Origin of the sequence: Jatrophihabitans sp. (assembly GCA_036399055.1) — a bacterium.
In the GTDB taxonomy this organism is placed as follows: domain Bacteria; phylum Actinomycetota; class Actinomycetes; order Mycobacteriales; family Jatrophihabitantaceae; genus Jatrophihabitans_A.
Genome location: DASWNX010000002.1, coordinates 171,651 through 190,688 on the forward strand (window position 1 = coordinate 171,651; position 19,038 = coordinate 190,688).

Here is a 19,038-nt window from a genome sequence, read left to right on the forward strand (position 1 = left end):
AGGCCCGTGCTGGCCCGCCCCTCGGTTCTCATCCGCACCAGTCATCCGGTCCCGTGCGTGGCGGTCACGGCCTTGTCGGCGGCCCTGTTCGCCGTGGCGGGCAAGCCGCCGGCGGTGTGCCTGCTGGGCGCGGCGGCAGTGCTGGCCGGCCAGCTGACCATCGGCTGGTCCAACGACCTGATCGACGCCCGGCGCGACAGCGCGGCCGGCCGGCGGGACAAGCCGTTGGCGCTCGAGCCCGAGCTGGCCCACCAGGTCAGGATCGCCCTCGGCGTCGCTGTTGTCTTGGCGGTGCTGCTGTCGCTGGCGCTGGGCTGGCGCGCGGCTGCCCTGCACGGTGTCACGGTGGCCGGCGGCTGGGCTTACAACCTGGGCCTGAAGGCCACGCCCTGGTCGGCGCTGGCCTACTTCGTCGCGTTCGCGGCGCTGCCGGCGATCGCGACTTCGGCGAGCCCGCAGGCGCAGATGGCGCCGGCCTGGACGATGCTGGCCGCCGGCCTGGTCGGGGTGGCCGCGCACTTCGGCAACGTGCTGCCAGATCTGCAGGACGACCTGGCGGCCGGGGTGCTGGGGCTGCCGCAGCGGCTGGGCGCCAGGGGCTCGGTGCTCGCGGCGATCGCGGCGCTGCTGATCGCGGCCGGCATCATCGACGTGCGGGTCGGCTTTCGGAATCCGGCGCTGACGGCGGTCGGGACGGCGGCGGTGCTGGCGCTGGCGCTGGTCGCCCTCGGCTGCGCCGTGAGGCGCCCGCGCGGTCAGGGCGCGTTCCTGGCGACGATGGCCGCAGCCGCCGTCGATGTCAGCATCTTGGCCGTCAACCACGGCCTCGGGTAGCCGCGGCTCAGCCGGCTGGCGGCTGCCGCGTCGCCGGCAGGCCGGTCCCGCCGATCAGCGGGGTGATCTCCGGCGCGGGCGGCGGCGGCGCTTGCAGCGGACCGCAGTGCCGCCAGCGGCGCCCGGGGCTGCCAGCCGGGCGGGGCCAGGCCGAGCGGTCCTCGGGCAGGTCGAAGCGCTGCACCGTCTGGTACTCCTGGATCGCGTCAGGATCAGCGGAGGGTTCCAGCAGCCGGGCCGGCACCCACGCCGAGGTGTGCAGGTAGCCGTTGACACCATCGGCGAAGCTGCCGAAGGTCCGCCAGGAGACCAGGCCCCACCAGCTGCCCTCGCTCCGGCCCCAGGCATGCAGATCGGCCAGCTCACGCACCAGCTGGACCACCACCCGGGGAGACATCCGCCAAGTATCGAACATATGTTCGACCCTGCCAAGTCGCCCACCGGCTCGCGGCCCCGTCCAGCCGCCGGTCACCGCCCTGCGGTCACGACGGCGGACACTGAGGTCATGACCGAATGGGAGTTCGACCGGGTCGCAGCGCCGTTGCGGCCCCCGATCGTCTTCGACCAGCACTGGCGCAACGTCACCTTTGTGCATTGGCCGGTCGAACCAGCGACGGTCGCAGGGCTGTTTCCGCCCGGCTGCCGGCCCGATGTCGTCGAAGGCCGCACCTATGTCGGCCTGGTTCCCTTTCAATTGCTCGGCGTCAGGATCGGCCGGCTCGGCCCGATTCCCTACTTCGGCTCCTTCGCCGAGACCAACATCCGGCTCTACTCGGTGGACGGGGCCGGCCGGCACGGCGTCGTCTTCTGCTCGCTGGACACCGCGCGGCTGGCGATCGTGCCGATCGCCCGGCTGCTGTTCGGCGTGCCCTACACCTGGTCGCGGATGCGGGTGCGGCAGCAGGCGGGCGGCGACTGGCGCTATGAGTCGCGGCGCCGGTGGCCCCAGCGCGGGCTTGCCAGCACCCTGACGGTCGGAGTGGGGGCGCCGGTCGAGCCGACTCAACTGGAGCAGTGGCTCACCGCCCGGTGGGGCCTGCACGCCCGGATCGGCGGGCGCACCCGCTGGGTGCCGAACGCCCATGGCCCGTGGCCGCTGCACGAGGCCGAGGTCGTGCAGCTGCGCGATGACCTGCTGGCTGCCTCTGGAGTCGTTCCCGCCGGTGACCGGCTGCGGGCGTTGTGGTCACCCGGCGTCCGGGCCCAGTTCGGCAGGCCCGTCACGGTGGCTGAGCGTTGAGCTGACCCCGGCTCGGCCGTCCGGTGTGATGCGGGCTCGCTGCCTCGACTGCGACCGACTGCGACCGACTGCGACCGACTGCGACCGAGCCGATCAGGGGCCCAGGTCCCACAACAGCCGGTAGTACCGCATCCGGACCGGGTCAGCCTCGACGCCGTAGGCCGCCAGCAGCCGATCCGACCAGCCGGGGCCGTAGTTCCAATCGGCGCTCCAGGTCGCGATCGCCAGATCGGCCCACCGGTCAGCGACCCCGAGCGAGCCGAAATCGACGTGACCGGTCCACCTTCCCTGCGCGCTCACCAGGGTGTTGGGAGCGCACGCATCGCCATGGCAGACCACCAGGTGGTCGATCGCCGGCGGAAGCGCCAGCGCGGCCAGCGCCTGCTCGACGCTCAACCGCTGGTGCTCCGGATGCCAGCGGGCGGGGTTCAGCTGACCGACCGCTCGGGTGGGCATCGAGGCGGGAACGGCCGAGGGGCGGACCGGGGGGGACAGAATGCGCTCGGCGCTGAGCGGCGGCGACCCGGTCGCGCACCGACCAGGAGAACGGGCAGTCGGCTACCGGCAGCGCGACGTGCAGTGCCCTCAGCCCAGCTCCGATGGCTTCGACGGCACCCGCAGGGTCGGCCAACCAGCGGTCTGAGACGGCGTTCTCACCCGGTAGCGCGGCGGTGATCAGCCACGAGCCAGCCGCGTCCTGGCCCTGGTCCAGCACCATGGGCGCCGCGGTGAACCGGCCGGCCCAGCGCAGCCTGAGCGCCTCGCGGTCGAGGTCGACGCCGCTGCTCACCGGCGTCCATTTGACGAAGTGCCGCCTCGCGCCTTCGCCGACCTCGAAGGTGTGGCCACCGATCTCGTTGACCCACACCAGCCGCACCGGCTTGCCCGCGGCGGTCGCCGCCCTGAGCGGCGCCGACCGCAGGCTGGCGTCGGAGTTCAACGCTCCACGCCCACGATTTGATCGCGTCCGTCACAATGGACGCGATCACCCGCAGTTAGCCGGGCGTGTGTGATCAAGCCAACCGAAGGACTGCCCGCTCGGCACGCTGCGGAAGCTCACCGCTGTACACCGTCTCGGCGGCGATTTCCCGAAGCTTGCGGTGCTCGTGCTGGGAGGTGACCCGGAGCAGATCGAAAGCGGCCTGGTCGGTGAGCCCGTAGCGGACCATCAGGATGCCGACCGCCATGCCGATCTCGCGGTTGCTCTGCAGCGCGGTCTCGAGGTTCTCCGCCCGCTCGTGGTCGGTCACTCTGGCCAGCGCGATCGCGGCGTGGTCGGCGTACACATCGGCGAAGCGGCAGATGGCATCGGTGAAGAAGCCCGGCTCGGTGGAGAAGAGCGCCATCGCCGCGAGCACCCGGTTGTCCAGGATCAGGCAGTACCCCAGAGCAGATCGAAGTGGGGTCTCAGCGCGCATTCGGGCGGTGTACAGCGGCCACCGGGACTCTGAGCTCAGATCCTCGATCCGCACGGTCTGGCGCTCGCGCAGTGCCTGCCACGCGACACCTTCTCCGGTGCCGCTGGAGATAGCGGCGACCTTGCCGAGCAGTTCTCGGTCGGTGGAGTGGTTGTGGACCAGAACGCCTTGCGGTGAAAGCTGCGCTATCGCGGCAAAGGAGCAACCGGTGGCGCCGGTGATTAGCTCGAGCACCCGGGAGGCAGTGGCGTCCCGGCCTGCCTGCTCGGCCAGATCACGGGCAAGGGCCGCGAACCAGCGCGCGCTGTCCATATCAGTGAGGTCACTCAAGGCAATCCGCACCTATCTGAGTCTTATCGCCGATGCCAGCTCGTTTCTCGACCGCACGGCCTGGCGACAATGTAATGGACATCAGCCAAACCACCTAGCTGGCGAGCCGTTGCACAAGAATTCACAGCTCATCTGGCCCTGGCAGAACTTCGCGACACGAGTGTGACGGGTCTTGACTTCGGCGCCATTTTGTTAATCAGCTGTTTCAGCAAGCACGCCACCCGGTTTAGCCGGGGCGGGAACGGGTATAGGCAATACGTCGTCTATTACGACGTTAACAGTCACGCTCTGTAATCCGATGTTTTCTTTCAGTTCGATAATCACCCGGCGGCGCACCTCGTGTGCCACCTCATGAACCGGCTCGCCGTGACTCACGGCCAGCGCGAGGTCCACCACCGCGGTGCGGCCGAGCACGCCGACCGCGGCGTGGGGATGCAGGTGGCCAGCGGTTGCCCTGGCCACTAATCCCGCGCTCTGGGACTCAGTGCTCCGGCCGAGCGCGACCCGGACGCCGGGCACCTGGCTTGCGGTCTCCCGGGCCACCGCGGCCACCACCCGGGCCGCGACCCGGACGGTCCCGAGCTCGGTCAGCTGCAGGGTGTGCCACACGTCGCGCACCAGCCGGTCGACCTGGTTGAGCACCGATGCCCGCAGCCGAGACGGAACGCTGACCGGCTGCCGGGCGTAGTGCTCAACCGGCGCCCACAGCATCTGAAACTCGGCGATCGCGGCCTGACAGTGCGGGCAGTTCCGTTGATGGGAGCTCAGCCGCTCGGCGTCACCGTCGGCGACCTGCTCGAGCAGCTCGTCGACGTCGGCGCCGCATGCCAGTCGGGAATCAGCGGAATCGAGCAGGCGGCGGGCCAGCGACGGCTCAGTCATGCCCGGATCACCTCCACTCCGCAAGCGCCGAACCGAGTGCCCGACGCGCCCGGTAGAGCTGACTACGCACCGCGGGGACACTGGAGGCGGTGACCGTGGCGACGTCGGCGTAGGACAGGCCTTCCAGGTGATGCAGCACCACAACGATCCGCTGTGCCGGTGGTAACGCCTGGATGGCGTCGGTGACGGCGTCGACCGTCTCGTTGCGCTCAAAAGCGATCTCGGTCTGAGCGCTGTCGTCGGCAAGCTCGGCGAGGACGTCGGCCGAGCTGTGCCGGTGATCCCGGTTGATCCGGTTGACGGCTCGCCGGGTCACAATCCGGTATAGCCAGGTGGAGAAAGCAGACTCGCCACGGAATTGGGGCAACTGCTGCCATGCCGTGACCAGGGCGTCCTGGGCGACGTCCTCAGCGTCTTGATGGTGACCCAGAATCCGCAGGGCCACCCGGTAGGCCAGCAGGCTGTGCCGGTTCACCAGTTCGGCGTAGGCGTCGAGATACCCCTCTTGCGCCCGGCGCACGAGGTAGCCGTCATCGAAGCCGTCGGCCTCGCTGTGGCTCATGGGCGCCCCCGCCTGGTGGTGAGACGCCGACAGCTCGAACGCCTACTTAGACCGTAACCGCCGGTTCCACCCCGGTCACTCCCCGGCGCCAAGGCGGTTTCTTGTCGACGAGTCCAGGTGATCATCCCGCTGCTGAGCAAAAGTGCGATCTTTTCGGCCGGCCGGTGTCTTACTACTCGAGGACCCTGCACAGCCCCCGCATTCCTCGGCCGGCCCGGCGGCGCAGTGACCAACGCCCAGGCCGCGCATGACCAGCACGGGAGTCCCCTCAGATGACCAAACCGACTAGCACCAGTGTCACCACTCCTGCCGGCGCCGATTCCCCGGCCAGCCCACCACGGTTGCACACCGATCAGGGCAGGATCAGCGTGGCCGAGAATGTCGTTCAGAAGATTGCCGGAATGGCATGCCGGGAGGTGAGTGGCGTGCACCGGATGGGCACCAGCACCGGACGCGCCTTCGGGGCGCTGCGTGAGCGGATTCCGGGCAGCACCGGCCCGAACGTCGCCCAAGGTGTCGGCGTCGAGGTCGGCGAGACCCAGGCGGCGATCGACCTCGACATCGTCGTCGAGTACGGCGTGTCGATCGCTGACCTCGGCAAGAGCATCCAGCGCAACGTCAAGCAGTCGGTGGAACGCATGACCGGCCTGGAAGTCGTGGAGGTCAACGTCAGCGTCGATGACGTCTACCTGCCCACCGATGACCAGCAGCAGGAAGCGCCAGCCCGGGTCTCATGACCAGCCCCGCTGAGGCCGTCCTGGTGGACGGGCTCGATGTCGACGCCGTGGCAGCGGCCGTGCGTGGCTGCCCGGCGGTGGATGATCTCGACGGCGGACGGCTGGGCAGCGTCGCGACCTACCTTCCCGGTCGCCGGGTTCCGGGCATCCGGATCGAGGACAACCGGATCGAGGTGCACGTCCGCGGTGTCTGGGGCCAGCCGGTGGGCCTCATCGCCCAACAGATACGCGGTGTCCTGGCGACGCTGAGCGGGGGCAGGGTCATTGACGTCGTGCTGACTGACGTCGCTGATCCGGGCCAAGCCAAGGCGCCACTGGCCTCCCCGACCACCGGGGCGGTAGGCGCTGCTACCCCCTCGGTGCTCGCGGATGGCACTGTGGAGGCGTGGACGAGCGTGAACGCATCCGACGCGCCCAGCGGCGGGAGTTCATCCGGACCCACCATCCAGACCGAGGCGGAGACCCGGCCGAATTCCTAGCCGGCCTGCGCCGTTTCGACCCACCTCCGTCTGAACCGACAGACGACTCCGCACCTCCGATCGTGATCATCGCCCACAAGCGGTGGCCGGTCAGCGCGGTCACCTCGGCGCTAGGACGCATCCGGCGGCGGCGCCGTCCACGCGTTCGGTGAGCAGCCGGCCGGTAGGCAGCGGCTGGTGACTCTTCAGAGATTGTGAGAAGACATGACCCGCAGCACGCTCGGCGTTCTCATCGGCCTGGCACTGGGATTCGCGTTCGCGTTCGGCGACTTCGGTCAGATGCTGATCGTCGCCCTGTTCGCGGTGCTCGGTTTCGTAGTGGCCAAGATCCTCGACGGCGACCTGGACCTGAGCCACTACGTCTCGGACCGGCGCTCGAGCCGATGACCGCGACCGCCGTCACCGAAAGCCCGGCCGGGCCGCCAGGCGCCCCACCGCCTTCGGGTGTGGGCCGCACCGAGCTGGGCACGATCACCCTCAGCGAGTCGGTGGTCGCCAAGCTGGCCGCCCGGGCCGCGATGGAGATCCCCGACGCCGGCGCCGCCGCGCCCCGGCTGCTGGGCCGGTCGCTGTCAGGCGCCGGCGTCCGGCCGACCAGCCTGACCTCGCTGCCCAAAGCCTCGGCTCACGTCGACGGCTCGGTCGCGCTGATCAAGCTGGAGCTCAGCGTTCGGTGGCCGGCCTCGGTGCCGGCGGTGACCGCCGCCGTGCGTGAGCACGTCCGGACCCGAGTGGCGGACTTGACCGGCCTGATCGTGGCCGAGGTGACCCTTCACGTCTCGGCCCTGGTCACCGACCTGGGCCGACCCGCCCGCCGCGTGCGCTAGCCGGACAGGAGCCATCTGATGAGACTTGTCAATAGATTGCTGGCCGCCCTGCTCAGCCTCGCCCTGATCGCCCTAGGCGTGCTGGTGGTGACCGAGGTGATCGCGCAGCGGCTGGGCAGGCGACCGGCGGCCGTGGACTGGCCGCGCCTGTATGACTGGGCGCAGCGCACACCCTGGCAGCAGGGCAGCGTCCGGGTCGCCTGCATCGCGCTGATAGCCCTCGGCCTGCTGCTGCTGGCCGCTGAGCTCAAGCCCGCCAAGCCGAGCCGGCTCGCCGTCCGCTCGGACACCACCGACGCCGCCTACACCCGGCGCGGGGTGGCAGCCACCGTCCGCTCGGCTGTCAGCGACGTCGACGGCATCAACTCCGCGTCGGTGTCGGTCAGCCGGCGCAAGGTCAAGGTCGAGGCGACCACCGCCGGCCTGCAGCCGTTCACCGCCGAGACCCTGCAGGAGCCGGCCACCACCGCCGCCCGGCAGCGTCTGGACACCCTCGAACTCACCGACCCGCCGGCGTTGTCGGTCCACGTGAGCACCAGGAGCCGCTGATGCACGCCGACCGCACCAACCGGACCATGCTCATACTGCTGGCGCTCTCGCTGATCGCCGCCGGCGCTGTCGGCGCGCTGGCGGGGTTCGGCGCTCTCGGCTCGGTCACCAAGCACGGACAGTTGCCGGCCAACCGGGTGGGCGCCTACTTCGGCCGGCACGGTGACTGGCTCTGGCCGGTGATCGCCGCCGCCGCCCTGATCCTCGCGCTCATGGCGCTGCGCTGGTTGCTGGCCCTGCTGTTCTCCACCGACCGCGCCGGTGACCTGCCGCTCACCGGTGACCGCTCGGCCGGCCGCACCACCCTGTCGACGGCCGCCCTGACCGGCGCGGTCGCCTCTGAGATCGACGGCTACCCTGGCGTCCACTCAGCCCGGGCCCGGCTGATCGGTGACCCGCTCGCTCCGACGCTGGTGATCACCGCCACGTTGGAGGAGAGCGCCGACCTGCCTGGCCTGCGCCGGCGAATCGAGGCCAACGCCGTCGAGCATGCCCGGCAGGCCCTGGAGGACCCCGACCTGCCGGTGCGGCTGGACCTGACGGTCACCACCCAGCAAGCCCACCGGGCCGCCTGAGCGGGCAGCAGCACTCCGGCCCCAGCGCTTCGGGTCACCACCGGCGACGGTGGCGTCCCGTCTCACGGTGAAACACCACCGCGAAACCACAACGGGTTTGGCCAGCAGAAGCAAACCCACTCGCGGACGCAACCTGCGGATCGCGCGTTCGGCCCACCAGGGTCAGACCAACGAGGGAGCACTTCCATGATGACACCAGAGCAGTTGCAGTCCATGATCGGTCAGACCGCCGTGGACAGCAGCGGTGACAAGATCGGCCGGATCGGGCAGATCTACCTCGATGACAGCACCGGCGATCCGCAGTGGGTCACCGTCAGCACCGGCATGTTCGGAACGAAGGAGTCCTTCGCACCGCTGTACGGCTCACGCGCCGAGGGCCAGAACCTGATGCTCGCCGTGTCCAAGGCCATGGTCAAGGACGCGCCGAACGTCGAGAACGACGGTCACCTAGACGAGTCCGAGGTGCAGGCGCTCTACCAGTACTACAACGGCTACCTGGGCGAGCAGGGCATGATGGGCGGCGGCGGTCAAGACTACATCGAGCAGGACATGAGTGGCCGCCAAGACCTCGGTGACCAAGCCGGCGTGGTCGGGCACGACACCTCCGGCCCGACGACCGATGACGCCATGACCCGGTCGGAGGAGCGGGTCCGCGTCGGGACCCAGAACGTCGAGACCGGCCGCGCCCGGCTGCGTAAGTACATCGTGACCGAGAACGTCACCCAGACGGTGCCGGTCAGTCGCGAGGAGGTCCGCATCGAGCGCGAGCCGATCACCGAGGAGAACATGGGCAAGGCCATGTCAGGTGGTGACCTCACCGAAGAGGAGCACGAGGTGACCCTGCACGCCGAGCGCCCGGTGGTGGAGAAGGAGACCGTTCCGGTGGAGCGGGTCCGGCTGGCCACCGAGACGGTCACCAGCGAGGAGACGGTGTCCGAGCAGGTCCGCAAGGAGCAGATCGAGGAACCGCAGACCGAGATCCGCGGCGACCAGCGCTAGAGCCGGTTGATCCGGGCGAGGGCCGCTGACCCGGCCCTCGCCCGGACACCGACCACGGGGTGCAAGCCGTCGTGCTAGGAGCATTCATAGTCGTCATCGAGTACCGCGGCGCCGACCTCGACCAGGGCAGCGGCACCCGGACGGGGTTGCTGGAACACGCCTACGACTTGGAGACGGCCTCCCTGGCAGCCCACCGACGTGGCCGTCCGCCGCGGGTCGCCTTTCCCGAGCCGACCCGGGGCTGGGGCTCGGCGTCGCTGTGCCCCCGCTGCGCCGAGTGCCAAGCCGCGGTCGATGAGCTGGTGGCCGACTATGTGAGGCTCACACTGCGGCGGCAACGCTTTACGGGGGCCCGACGGCCTGAACTTGGGCAGTCGCAGGGCCGAAGTGGCAGGAGCTGACCAACTCCGATAGACAGGAGGGACGCGCTCCGGGCCTTGAACCAGCAGGGACCACGCTAAACAGCCAGCGTCTCGGGGTGTCTACCCCCGGCAGACGCCGCGGCGCATCGGCCGCCGCCCACCTCACGCGCAGCGCGCTCGCCGGCGCCGGCGCATTATCGCCGCTGCCAGGCTTGCCGCGCCGGCTGCCAGCACGCCGTGATGATGTGACGCCCACAGCTGGGGATCTCGATCATGAGAGGTGGCGTCGAAGCGGCCATGGGCGCCGAAATCGTCGCCGTCGGGACCATCGGCAGGTTCCCACAGGTTGACCGGGGCGTCGGGGTCCTGGCTACGCTCGGTCTGCTGGGAGGAGAACCCGGTTCGCGCCAGATAACGGTCCAGCAGGCCGGGGGCCAGCGCGTTGGCCGCCAGCGTTCCCACGGTCGACGAGCCGACCCAGTACTCACGCCGCTTGGGGTGATCGGCGGCGAAGAGGACCGCTCGAGCCGCGAACTCGGGCTGGTAGATGGGCGGCACCGGCTGGGCCTGCCGCGGCAGCCGGGACAGCACCCAGCCGAACTGCGGGGTGTTGACCGCGGGCATCTGCACCATGCTCACGTGGATGCCGCTCTTGTCGTGGAGCAGTTCGCAGCGCAGCGCCTCGTGAAATCCCTGGATGGCGTGCTTGGCGCCGCAGTAGGCCGATTGCAACGGAATGCCTCGGTAGGCCAGAGCCGAGCCCACCTGGACGATGACGCCGCGATCGCGCGGCCTCATGTGGCGCAGCGCGGCCATGGTGGCATAGACGTAGCCGAGGTAACTGACCTCGGTCACCCGGCGGAACTCCTCCGGCGTGATCTCGTGCAACGGCGCGAAGACCGAGGTGAACGCTGAATTGACCCAGACGTCGATCGGGCCGGCCTCTTCTTCGACGCGGGCCGCGGCAGCGAAGACCTGCCCCTCGTCGGCGACGTCGGTGGGCACGATCAACGCACGCCCGCCGGCTCTCTCGACGTCGGCGGCCGCCCCGGCAAGCCCCTTCTCACCGCGGGCGAGCAACGCCACCGTGCCGCCCCGCGCCGCGAACGCGACCGCGCTCGCTCGGCCGATTCCGCCGCTGGCGCCGGTGACGACGATGACTTGACCTTTTCTCGGGTGGCTCACCTGCCCGAGTCTGCCCGGGCTCCCAGGCGCCGGCAAATGGCGCCCGGCACAGTGCCCTGGTCCGCAGCGCTTCACGCCTTGGCCCGCAGCGCTTCACGCCTTGGCCTGCAGCGCTTCACCGGCGCGGTTCGAGCCTGGCTACTGGCCGAGCAGCCGGCGCAGGGCGCCGGCGTTGCGGACGGCATGGCCGGCGCCGTCATTGTTGAAGTACACGTAGACGTCCCGACCGTCGGCCTCCCATTCCTGGATGCGCTGGCGCCACCAGTCCAGGTCGGCCTCGGAGTAGGACCCGCCATACAGATGCTCGTGATCTGGCCCGTGCATCCGGACGTAGACGAAATCGGCGGTGGCCCGCAGCACGCACGGCAGGTTCGCGCCGCTCATCACGCAGTAGGCCGCTCTGTGCCGCTCCAGCAGGGCGAAGACCGCCTCGTCCTGCCAGCTCGGGTGCCGGAACTCGACCGCCACCCGCATCCAGTCGGGCAGCTGCGCCAGGAAGTACTCCAGCCGGGCGTCATCGCGAGCGTGCCCGGGCGCCAACTGGACCAGCAGCACGCCTCGTCGCACGCCGAGCTGATGCCAGCACGACGTCATCCGGGCCACCCATGCCTCCGGGGCGTACAGCCGCTTGCTGTGGGTCAGGCCCCGTGAAGCCTTCACCGACAGCTCAAAGCCCGGTGGCAGCCGCGCCTGCCAGCTCGCGAACGTCCGGTCGGCCGGCCAGCGGTAGAAGCTGGCGTTGAGCTCGACGGTCGCGAACTGGCGAGTGTAGAGCGCCAGCCGCGAGGCAGGCGCGGTCCCGGGCGGGTAGAGCACGCCGTCCCAGTGCGCGTAGCTCCATCCGGAGGTGCCGACCTGCACGCCCACAACCACTCCTCGACTCACGTCGCCGCCTGACGTCACTGCCGCGCCTGACGTCACTGCGGCGTCTGCCTTGACTGCCCGCGCCTGACGTCACTGCGGTGCCTGACCTCAGCACGGCGGCTGGCTTCGGCGCGGCAGCTCATCCCGGCGCGGCACCTGGATTCTTCGCCATGCCGGCGCCGCTGGCCAAGCGGGTCACGCCGCTGGAGGGCACTGGCTCACCTGTAAAGTGGACCCAATGAGCAGCCAGCCGCAATCGCCGTCCGGCGCGGTGACTGGCACGCCGGATCACCCGATGTCCGAGCACACGGCGCCGCTGGATCACACCCTGTTCAGCTGCGCGGGTCTGCGGGTCGACACCGCATCGGGCGAGGTGGCGTTGGACTACCTGCTCTCCGGTGGCAGCGGGCCCCCGATCACCTTCACCGAGCGCCTGCTGTTCCCCGTTCCGCCCGGCGAGCTCAGCCACGTGCGCCGCGAGGCGTTTCACGCCGTCCTGCGGTTGTTGCATGCCGTCGCAGGCGTCAGTTACTTCAAGGCCGCCGCGCCCGCGACGATCGACCTTGGAGCGACAGCCTCCTTCACCGCCGCCGAGCTGGCATACATCCGCGCGGTGTACCTGCACGGCCTGCGCGAATTCGCCTACCAGAACGACCTGCCCGCAGTGCTGAGCACGCGGTTCACCGCAGGCGGCCTCGAGCCGGTCCCCGCTCCTGACACCTCGACGCGACCCGGCGATCCCTCATGGTTCTCAGCTGATTCTCGGCCGCTGGTTCCCTGCGGCGGCGGGAAGGACTCGATCGTCAGCACCGAGGCGATGATCCGGTCGGGGCGTGATCCGGTCGCCTTCGCGGTCAATCCCAACCACATCATCGAAGGCGTCGTGCGGGCCTCGGGGCTCGAGCTGCTCAAGGTGACCCGCACGCTGGACCGGCGCCTCTTCCAGTTGAACCGCCTGGGCGTCTACAACGGTCATGTCCCGGTGACCGCCGTCAACTCCTTGATCGCGGTGGCCTGCTCCATCCTGCACGGCCTGGGCCCGGTGGTGATGTCCAACGAGTCCTCGGCGTCTTCGCCCAACCTGCAGTGGCTCGGTGAGCCGGTCAATCACCAGTGGTCCAAGAGCGCCGACGCCGAGCAGGCGCTGCAGGCGGCCCTGCAGAGTCGGCTGGCCGTGAGCGGGTTGTACTTCTCACTGTTGCGTCACCTCAACGAGATGCAGATCGCTCGAATGTTCTGCCAGAGCACCGCCTATGACGACGTGCTGACCAGTTGCAATAACGCCTACACCATCGACCGCCAGGCGACGCGGCGCTGGTGCCGCGACTGCCCGAAGTGCCGTTTCGTGTTCCTGGCGCTGGCGCCTTTCGCCGGCGTCGAGCGCCTGGTCGCCATATTCGGCGCCAACCTGCTGGAGGACGAGGCTCAGCTGCCCGGCTACCGGGCCCTGCTGGGAATAGGCAGCCACAAGCCATTCGAGTGCGTCGGCGAGATAGAGGAGTCCCAGGCCGCGGTCGTCCGGCTCGGCGAGCTGGCGCCGTGGCGCGAGGCGGTGGTGGTCCAGCGGCTGCTCTCTGAGATCGACGGGCCGCTCCCCCCGTGGTCAGACGTGCTGAACCGGCGCGCTCCGAGCTTCGCGCCGCAGGGCTTCCTCTCGTCGCTGACCCACGTGACCGGAGCGGCGCCGGTCAGCTCCTAGGCTCAGCCCCGGTGGCCACCTCGTGGCCAAGTCCACCGGGCTACTTCGGGCGCTCAGTCCCCTGGTGGCCTCAGCCGGGTGACTCAAGCTCGCCGGCTGGGGCTGGCGCGCTCTGGGCGATGGCTTCGGCGAACACCCGCGAGCGGTGCTCGAAATTGTCGAAGCGACCGTAGCTCGGCGCCGCCGGTGACAGCAGCACCACACCGCCGGCCGGGGTGTGCCGGCGGGCCAGCCGAACCGCCGCCGGGAGGTCCTCGGCGCTGAGCGTCGAGACGGTAGGCACATCCTGGATCGCCTGCAGGATCCGCTGGCCGTTGTCCGGAATCGCGATGACGGTGGCGAGGACCTGCTTGGCCTGGAAGAAGTCACGGAGCGGTCCGTAGTCCAAACCCCGGTCCTGTCCTCCGACTATCACCGTCAGAGGTCGGTGCGCGTAGGCCTCGATCGCATGGATCGCCGACTCTGGAATGGTCGAGATCGAGTCGTCGACGAAGGTGAGCCCGGACGGGTCCTCGATCGGCATGAGCCGGTGCGCGAGCGGGGCAAAGCTGTTCAGCCCGGCGATCAGCGAGTCCCGCTGGGCCAGGCAGTCCACCCCTGCAGATTGCAGCGCTCCCAGGGTCACGCACAGGTTGCTCTCGTTGTGCCGCCCGACCAACGGCAATGCCGCACGGGGGAAAAGCGGCTCGGTGGCGAGGTGGAACCACGGCTCGCCGCGCGGCCCGGGAGCGACGTGAAAGCTGTCCGGACCGCCCACCGGGACAGCCGGCAGGCCAGGGCCGAACCCGTGCAGCTGGGCGGTCAGGCGTTGATCGTGAGAGTTGAACACCACCCGTTCGGGACGGTGCGCGACGAGGTTGAGCTTGTCCCGGTAGTACTCCTGCTCGCCGCCGCTCCAGTCCAGGTGCTCCGGGTAGAGCGAGGTGAGCACCGCCGTGCGCGGTGAGTCCTCCAGGTCGGCGCACTGGTACATGGACAGCTCCAGGACGTAGAGCTCGGCCTCAGGCAGCGCCAGCGCCGCTGTTCCGATGTTTCCGCCGAGCACGTTGGGCCGGCCCACCGCCGTCAGCAGGTGATGGATGAGCGTCGCGGTGGTGCTCTTGCCCTTGCTGCCCGTCACGCCGATGGCTCGTGCCGCGTTGTCGGCCATCCACAGCGCGGTTCCGCCGGTGACCCGCACGCCCCTGGAGCGGGCCTCGATCAGCCACGGGTGCGTCTGGGCCACACCCGGCGAGCGCACCAGCACCTGGGCGTCCAGGATCGCGGCGTGGGCCTCGGCGCCGGCGCGCAGCGGCACCGAGTCGGCCAGCTCCGACCAGCCCGCGCCGCCGGCCAGAAACGTCTCCTGGTCCTGCACCGCGATCAACTCGGCCGGCTGCATCGGGGCGATCGCCTTGACGGCCGCGACCGCCTCACGGCCGGTCCCCCACACAGCCACCCGGCGCCCGCGCAGTTCTGTCAGCTTCACCCGGCTGCCGTTCCGGTACGGGACTGGGGGTCAAAGCGCCGCAGCCGCAGGCTGTTGGAGACCACGAACACCGAGCTGGCCGCCATCGCCCCGCCGGCGATGAGGGGGTTGAGCAGGCCGAAGGCGGCCAGCGGCAGCGCCGCGATGTTGTAGGCGAATGCCCAGAACAGGTTGGCCCTGATCGTCTTGAGCGTCGCGCGGGACAGCCTGATGGCGTCGGCCGCGGTCCGCAGGTCGCCACGGACCAAGGTCAGGTCAGAGGCTCGGATGGCGACGTCAGCGCCGGTGCCCATGGCCAGGCCGAGGTCGGCTGCCGCCAGCGCGGCGGCGTCGTTGACGCCGTCGCCGACCATGGCCACGGTCCTGCCCTGCTGCTGCAGCCCGCGCACGACCGCGACCTTGTCGGCCGGCATCACCTCGGCGATCACCTCGCTGATGCCGACAACGGCGGCGACCGCCTCGGCGGCCCGGCGGTTGTCACCGGTCAGCAGCACCGGCGTCAGTCCCAGCTCGATGAACTCGCGCACGGCGGCGGCCGAACTCGCCTTGACGGTGTCCGCCACGGCGATGGCAGCTCGCACCTGGGCGCCCCACCCGACCCAGACCACGGTGTGCCCGAGGCTCTGCGCGCGCTCGGCGACCGCATCCAGCTCCGCGGGCACGGTCATCCCCTGCTCGTGCAGCCAGCGTCGCCGGCCGACGGCCACGGCGTGGCCGTCCAGGACGCCAGACACTCCCAGCCCCTCGTGGTTGACGAAGTCGGCCACCGCGCACAGTGGCGCTCCGGCGCGTTCGGCCGCGTGCGCGGCGATCGCGCGCGCCACCGGGTGCTCGGAGGCGGCCTCCAGACCGCCGGCCAGCCGCAGCGCCTGCTCGGCGTCGACGCCCTGCGCCAGGTGCACCTCGGCCACGCTCATCCGGCCGGTGGTGACCGTGCCGGTCTTGTCGATGACGATCGTGTCGACACGACGGGTGGACTCCAGCACCTGTGGGCCCCTGAGCAGGATCCCGAGCTGCGCGCCGCGGCCGGTGCCGACCAGCAACGCGGTGGGCGTGGCCAGACCCAGCGCGCACGGGCACGCGATGATGAGCACGGCGACCGCGCAGGCGAACGCGGTGGCTGAGCCGGCGCCAGAGATCAGCCAGGCCAGCAGGGTCAGCGCCGAGAGGCCGATGACGATCGGCACGAAGATCGCCGACACCCGGTCGGCCAGCCGCTGCACCTGCGCCTTTCCGTTCTGGGCCTCGGCGACCAGGCGAGCGATCTGGGCCAGCTGGGTGTCGACGCCGACCCGGCTGGCGCGAACCACCAGCCGGCCGCCGGAGTTGAGGGTCGCGCCGACCACGGCGTCGCCGACGCCGACCTCGACCGGCATGGACTCACCGGTCAGCAACGAGGCGTCCACCGCCGAACTGCCCTCGACGACGATGCCGTCGGTGGCGATCTGCTCACCCGGCCGCACCACGAACACGTCCGCGACCGCCAGCTGGTCGATGGGTATCCGCTGCTCCACACTGGCGCCGGCACGCAGCACCGCGACGTCCTTGGCCCCGAGATCGAGCAGCGCCCGCAGCGCCGCGCCAGACTGCCGCTTGGCGCGCGCCTCGAAGTACCGCCCGGCGAGCAGGAACACCGTGACCACCGAAGCGACCTCGAGGTACAGCTCGTCAGCGGCGCCGCCACGAGCCGGAAGCAGCGTGAAGTCCATCTGCATGCCAGGCATGCCGGCGTCGCCGAGGAACAACGCCCACACCGACCACCCGAACGCGGCGATGACGCCGAGGGAGATGAGGGTGTCCATGCTGGCGGCCCGGTGCCGGGCATTGGTCAACGCGGCCCGGTGAAATGGCCAGCCACCCCAGACGGCCACCGGTGCGGCCAGGGTCAGCGAGGCCCATTGCCAATACCTGAACTGCAGAAACGGGATCATGGCCAGCAGGAGCACCGGCGTGGCCAGCGCGGCCGAGACCAGCAGCCGCTGCCGGAGCAGGGCGGTTTCGGAGTCGCGCTCCGGTTCGGCGTCGGCCGGCTGAGCCGGCCGCGGCAGGGTCGCGGTGTAGCCGGTGGCCTCGACGGTGGCGATCAGATCAGCCTCGGTGAGGCTCTCGGGAAAGCGGACCTTGGCGGTTTCGGTGGCGTAGTTGACGCTCGCGGTGACGCCGTTGAGCTTGTTCAGCTTCTTCTCCACCCGCGCCGCGCAGGACGCGCACGTCATTCCGCCGATGTTCAGCTCGATGGCGCGCCCGGTGAGGGCCACAGGTGGTGCGGTGCTCACGCCAGCTCGCTCCTTGACCGGGTTGGGCGGGGTCCGACAGTCACGGAGAAGGTCAGCCTGCGACCAAGCGGTAGTCGCCGGCCTCGTCGAGCGCGGCGCTCACCTGCTCCAGGCGTAACGGCTGCGCGCTGGTCACGGTGACCGCGGAGACGCCGGCCGCGTCCAGATCCACCGCGACGTCGGAGACCCCGTCGATCGCCTTGAGTTCGCTGCTGACCGCCGAGACGCAGTGGCCGCAGGTCATGCCTGTCACCTGATAGGTCGAGCTCGTCACGATGTCTCTCCTTGCTGTCGGTTTTATCCTATGTCAGCCGGCGCCCTTGCCAGGGCTCCCGGCAGCGCGAGGGCAGTCGCTGGTCTCAGGAGCGCACGAGGCGGGCGATGGCGGCCGAGGCTTCTTTGACCTTGTCTTCGGCGTCTTGGCCGCCGGCCTGGATAGCGCCTGCCACGCAGTGGCTCAGGTGCTCCTCCAGCAGGGCCAAGGCCACCGCCTCCAGCGCCTTGGTCGCGGCGGAGACCTGGGTGAGCACGTCGATGCAATAGGTGTCGGCCTCGACCATCCGCTGCAGGCCGCGGACCTGCCCCTCGATCCGGCGCAGCCGTTTGAGGTGGGCGTCCTTGGTGGTCGAGTACCCCCGGGAGGGGGTCTGTGGCTGGTGCTCCTGATGCTGCACGACAGGTGCCCTTCGGCGCTGGTCACTGGGCCTTGAAGGGTACCCCCTAGAGGTATCAACCTTCAAACCCGACCGACGGCGCCCGGCGGCCAGAGGCGTGCTCGCCGCCCGCCGCGAACAGGGCACGACTGAGGATGCCACGCGGCAGACGCTGCCCCGACACTACCTTTAGATCTCAGTGGTATCTAGTACTCAGGCCGACTGGCGCTCGCCACCGGAGATCTTCTCCAACCGCAGGCTTGGCCCCTCACAGGCAAGCCTCAACCGAGTCCAGGAGGACTGCGATGGGCAACATGCATCATTCGGTGTCGGCGTGGGACACCCTCGGCGCCATCCTGCTGCTGGGATGGGCGGGCGCCATGTGGGCCGCGGTCGCAGTCCTGGCCGTCGCCAACCGCAGGAGGGTGCGGCCCTGGGTGTTCCACGGCGCCGCGGGCGTGATCGGGATAGGTCTGATAGGCCAGGTCGGCCACCTGCAGGAGCACGCCGCGCAGGCCGGCTACTGGATCGCGCACCCGAACTCCAAGCCGTGGATGACGGCCTGGGGAGACAGCCTGGCCAGAGGCTACGGCCAGATCGACCCCTCCAAACCCTCGCTGGGCATGGAGATCCTGCACCTGACGGGCAACTTCATCTTCCTGGCCGGCCTGGCCGGCGTCGTGCTGATCACGGCGCGGGCCCGCAAGACCCAGGCGCATCGGTGGGGCAAGATGGGCGTCTGGATGCAGGGCATCCACGGCTTGGAGCACGTGGCGTTGACGCTGTCGGTCGCGCTGGGCGCCAACCGGGCGATCGGCCTGTCCACGTGGTTCGGCACGCTGCCGGTCGGGCCGGGGCTGTGGACCTACCGGGTCTGGTGGCACGCGCTGGCCAACCTGGTCGGCTCGATCGTGTTCGGCATAGCGGTCTATCGCCTGTGGCAGGAGCGTGCGACAGTCCGAGCCTCCTTCGGGCTCACCGATGCCCCCGCCACCCCGACCGTCAAGGAGCCGGTGCTGGCGCCGGCGAGCCGGCCGGTCGCTGACGCGGCAGGCGTGAGGTAGGCACTGCCAAAGGAGATGGTCCGGCGTGGCCGCCT

General features: G+C 70.1%; 22 protein-coding genes. 11 read left to right on the plus strand and 11 right to left on the minus strand.

Annotated elements, in window-relative coordinates; translation table 11 throughout:
• The first annotated feature begins 6 nt into the window (after positions 1 to 6).
• Entirely contained in the window at positions 7 to 834 is an 828-nt protein-coding gene (locus tag VGB75_00840; GenBank protein HEY0165562.1) for a UbiA family prenyltransferase, read from the plus strand.
• 7 nt (positions 835 to 841) lie between these two features.
• Here the strand turns inward: VGB75_00840 and VGB75_00845 are convergent, their stop codons facing one another.
• Complete coding sequence (locus tag VGB75_00845; protein HEY0165563.1) at positions 842 to 1,231, minus strand: hypothetical protein; 390 nt, start codon at positions 1,229 to 1,231, stop codon at positions 842 to 844.
• A 108-nt stretch (positions 1,232 to 1,339) separates the two neighbouring features.
• Between VGB75_00845 and VGB75_00850 the strand changes: the two genes are divergently transcribed.
• Positions 1,340 to 2,074, plus strand: coding sequence for a DUF2071 domain-containing protein (locus VGB75_00850; protein HEY0165564.1), 735 nt, complete (start codon positions 1,340 to 1,342; stop codon positions 2,072 to 2,074).
• 93 nt (positions 2,075 to 2,167) lie between these two features.
• Here VGB75_00850 and VGB75_00855 read toward each other — a convergent pair whose 3' ends face one another.
• The 4 genes from VGB75_00855 to VGB75_00870 all read right to left on the minus strand — a co-directional run bounded on the left by VGB75_00855 (position 2,168) and on the right by VGB75_00870 (position 5,266).
• Complete coding sequence (locus tag VGB75_00855; protein HEY0165565.1) at positions 2,168 to 2,530, minus strand: phosphotransferase; 363 nt, start codon at positions 2,528 to 2,530, stop codon at positions 2,168 to 2,170.
• A 557-nt stretch (positions 2,531 to 3,087) separates the two neighbouring features.
• Positions 3,088 to 3,804, minus strand: a complete 717-nt coding sequence (locus VGB75_00860) for a GAF and ANTAR domain-containing protein (GenBank protein HEY0165566.1) — start codon at positions 3,802 to 3,804, stop codon at positions 3,088 to 3,090.
• Positions 3,805 to 4,014: 210 nt separating this feature from the next.
• Positions 4,015 to 4,704 carry an Asp23/Gls24 family envelope stress response protein gene (locus VGB75_00865; GenBank protein ID HEY0165567.1) on the minus strand — a complete coding sequence of 230 codons (690 nt, stop codon included), beginning with the start codon at positions 4,702 to 4,704 and terminating at the stop codon, positions 4,015 to 4,017.
• 7 nt (positions 4,705 to 4,711) lie between these two features.
• Entirely contained in the window at positions 4,712 to 5,266 is a 555-nt protein-coding gene (locus tag VGB75_00870; GenBank protein HEY0165568.1) for an RNA polymerase sigma factor, read from the minus strand.
• 272 nt (positions 5,267 to 5,538) lie between these two features.
• On the opposite strand from VGB75_00870, the gene VGB75_00875 reads away from it, so the two are divergent.
• The 7 genes from VGB75_00875 to VGB75_00905 all read left to right on the plus strand — a co-directional run bounded on the left by VGB75_00875 (position 5,539) and on the right by VGB75_00905 (position 9,432).
• A complete protein-coding gene (locus tag VGB75_00875; protein ID HEY0165569.1) occupies positions 5,539 to 6,003 on the plus strand; it encodes an Asp23/Gls24 family envelope stress response protein in 465 nt (154 codons plus the stop codon).
• Complete coding sequence (locus VGB75_00880; GenBank protein HEY0165570.1) at positions 6,000 to 6,482, plus strand: hypothetical protein; 483 nt, start codon at positions 6,000 to 6,002, stop codon at positions 6,480 to 6,482. The genes VGB75_00875 and VGB75_00880 overlap by 4 nt, the downstream gene beginning before the upstream one ends.
• 204 nt (positions 6,483 to 6,686) lie before the next feature.
• Complete coding sequence (locus VGB75_00885; GenBank protein HEY0165571.1) at positions 6,687 to 6,869, plus strand: hypothetical protein; 183 nt, start codon at positions 6,687 to 6,689, stop codon at positions 6,867 to 6,869.
• Entirely contained in the window at positions 6,866 to 7,309 is a 444-nt protein-coding gene (locus VGB75_00890; protein HEY0165572.1) for an Asp23/Gls24 family envelope stress response protein, read from the plus strand. The genes VGB75_00885 and VGB75_00890 overlap by 4 nt, the downstream gene beginning before the upstream one ends.
• 18 nt (positions 7,310 to 7,327) lie before the next feature.
• On the plus strand, positions 7,328 to 7,858 hold the full coding sequence (locus tag VGB75_00895) for a DUF6286 domain-containing protein (GenBank protein ID HEY0165573.1): 531 nt from the start codon (positions 7,328 to 7,330) through the stop codon (positions 7,856 to 7,858).
• Positions 7,858 to 8,433 carry an alkaline shock response membrane anchor protein AmaP gene (gene amaP, locus VGB75_00900; GenBank protein ID HEY0165574.1) on the plus strand — a complete coding sequence of 192 codons (576 nt, stop codon included), beginning with the start codon at positions 7,858 to 7,860 and terminating at the stop codon, positions 8,431 to 8,433. Before VGB75_00895 ends, amaP begins: the two co-directional genes overlap by 1 nt.
• A 186-nt stretch (positions 8,434 to 8,619) precedes the next feature.
• Entirely contained in the window at positions 8,620 to 9,432 is an 813-nt protein-coding gene (locus VGB75_00905) for a PRC and DUF2382 domain-containing protein (protein ID HEY0165575.1), read from the plus strand.
• 524 nt (positions 9,433 to 9,956) lie between these two features.
• Here VGB75_00905 and VGB75_00910 read toward each other — a convergent pair.
• A complete protein-coding gene (locus tag VGB75_00910; GenBank protein HEY0165576.1) occupies positions 9,957 to 10,979 on the minus strand; it encodes an SDR family oxidoreductase in 1,023 nt (340 codons plus the stop codon).
• Between the two features lie 138 nt (positions 10,980 to 11,117).
• Positions 11,118 to 11,846 (minus strand): DUF72 domain-containing protein, encoded by a 729-nt coding sequence (locus VGB75_00915; GenBank protein ID HEY0165577.1) that lies wholly within the window; start codon positions 11,844 to 11,846, stop codon positions 11,118 to 11,120.
• Between the two features lie 235 nt (positions 11,847 to 12,081).
• Between VGB75_00915 and VGB75_00920 the strand changes: the two genes are divergently transcribed.
• Positions 12,082 to 13,542: a hypothetical protein gene (locus tag VGB75_00920; protein HEY0165578.1), complete on the plus strand. Its 1,461-nt coding sequence runs from the start codon at positions 12,082 to 12,084 to the stop codon at positions 13,540 to 13,542.
• A gap of 70 nt (positions 13,543 to 13,612) precedes the next feature.
• Here the strand turns inward: VGB75_00920 and murD are convergent, their stop codons facing one another.
• From murD to VGB75_00940, 4 genes are all read right to left on the minus strand, one after another.
• A complete protein-coding gene (gene murD, locus VGB75_00925) occupies positions 13,613 to 15,010 on the minus strand; it encodes a UDP-N-acetylmuramoyl-L-alanine--D-glutamate ligase (GenBank protein ID HEY0165579.1) in 1,398 nt (465 codons plus the stop codon).
• Positions 15,007 to 17,286 carry a heavy metal translocating P-type ATPase gene (locus VGB75_00930; GenBank protein HEY0165580.1) on the minus strand — a complete coding sequence of 760 codons (2,280 nt, stop codon included), beginning with the start codon at positions 17,284 to 17,286 and terminating at the stop codon, positions 15,007 to 15,009. The genes murD and VGB75_00930 overlap by 4 nt, the downstream gene beginning before the upstream one ends.
• A 52-nt stretch (positions 17,287 to 17,338) precedes the next feature.
• Positions 17,339 to 17,560 carry a cation transporter gene (locus VGB75_00935; GenBank protein ID HEY0165581.1) on the minus strand — a complete coding sequence of 74 codons (222 nt, stop codon included), beginning with the start codon at positions 17,558 to 17,560 and terminating at the stop codon, positions 17,339 to 17,341.
• Positions 17,561 to 17,645: 85 nt separating this feature from the next.
• Positions 17,646 to 17,960 (minus strand): metal-sensitive transcriptional regulator, encoded by a 315-nt coding sequence (locus VGB75_00940; GenBank protein HEY0165582.1) that lies wholly within the window; start codon positions 17,958 to 17,960, stop codon positions 17,646 to 17,648.
• 284 nt (positions 17,961 to 18,244) lie between these two features.
• Between VGB75_00940 and VGB75_00945 the strand changes: the two genes are divergently transcribed.
• Positions 18,245 to 19,003: a DUF6008 family protein gene (locus tag VGB75_00945; protein ID HEY0165583.1), complete on the plus strand. Its 759-nt coding sequence runs from the start codon at positions 18,245 to 18,247 to the stop codon at positions 19,001 to 19,003.
• The last annotated feature ends 35 nt before the right edge of the window (positions 19,004 to 19,038 follow it).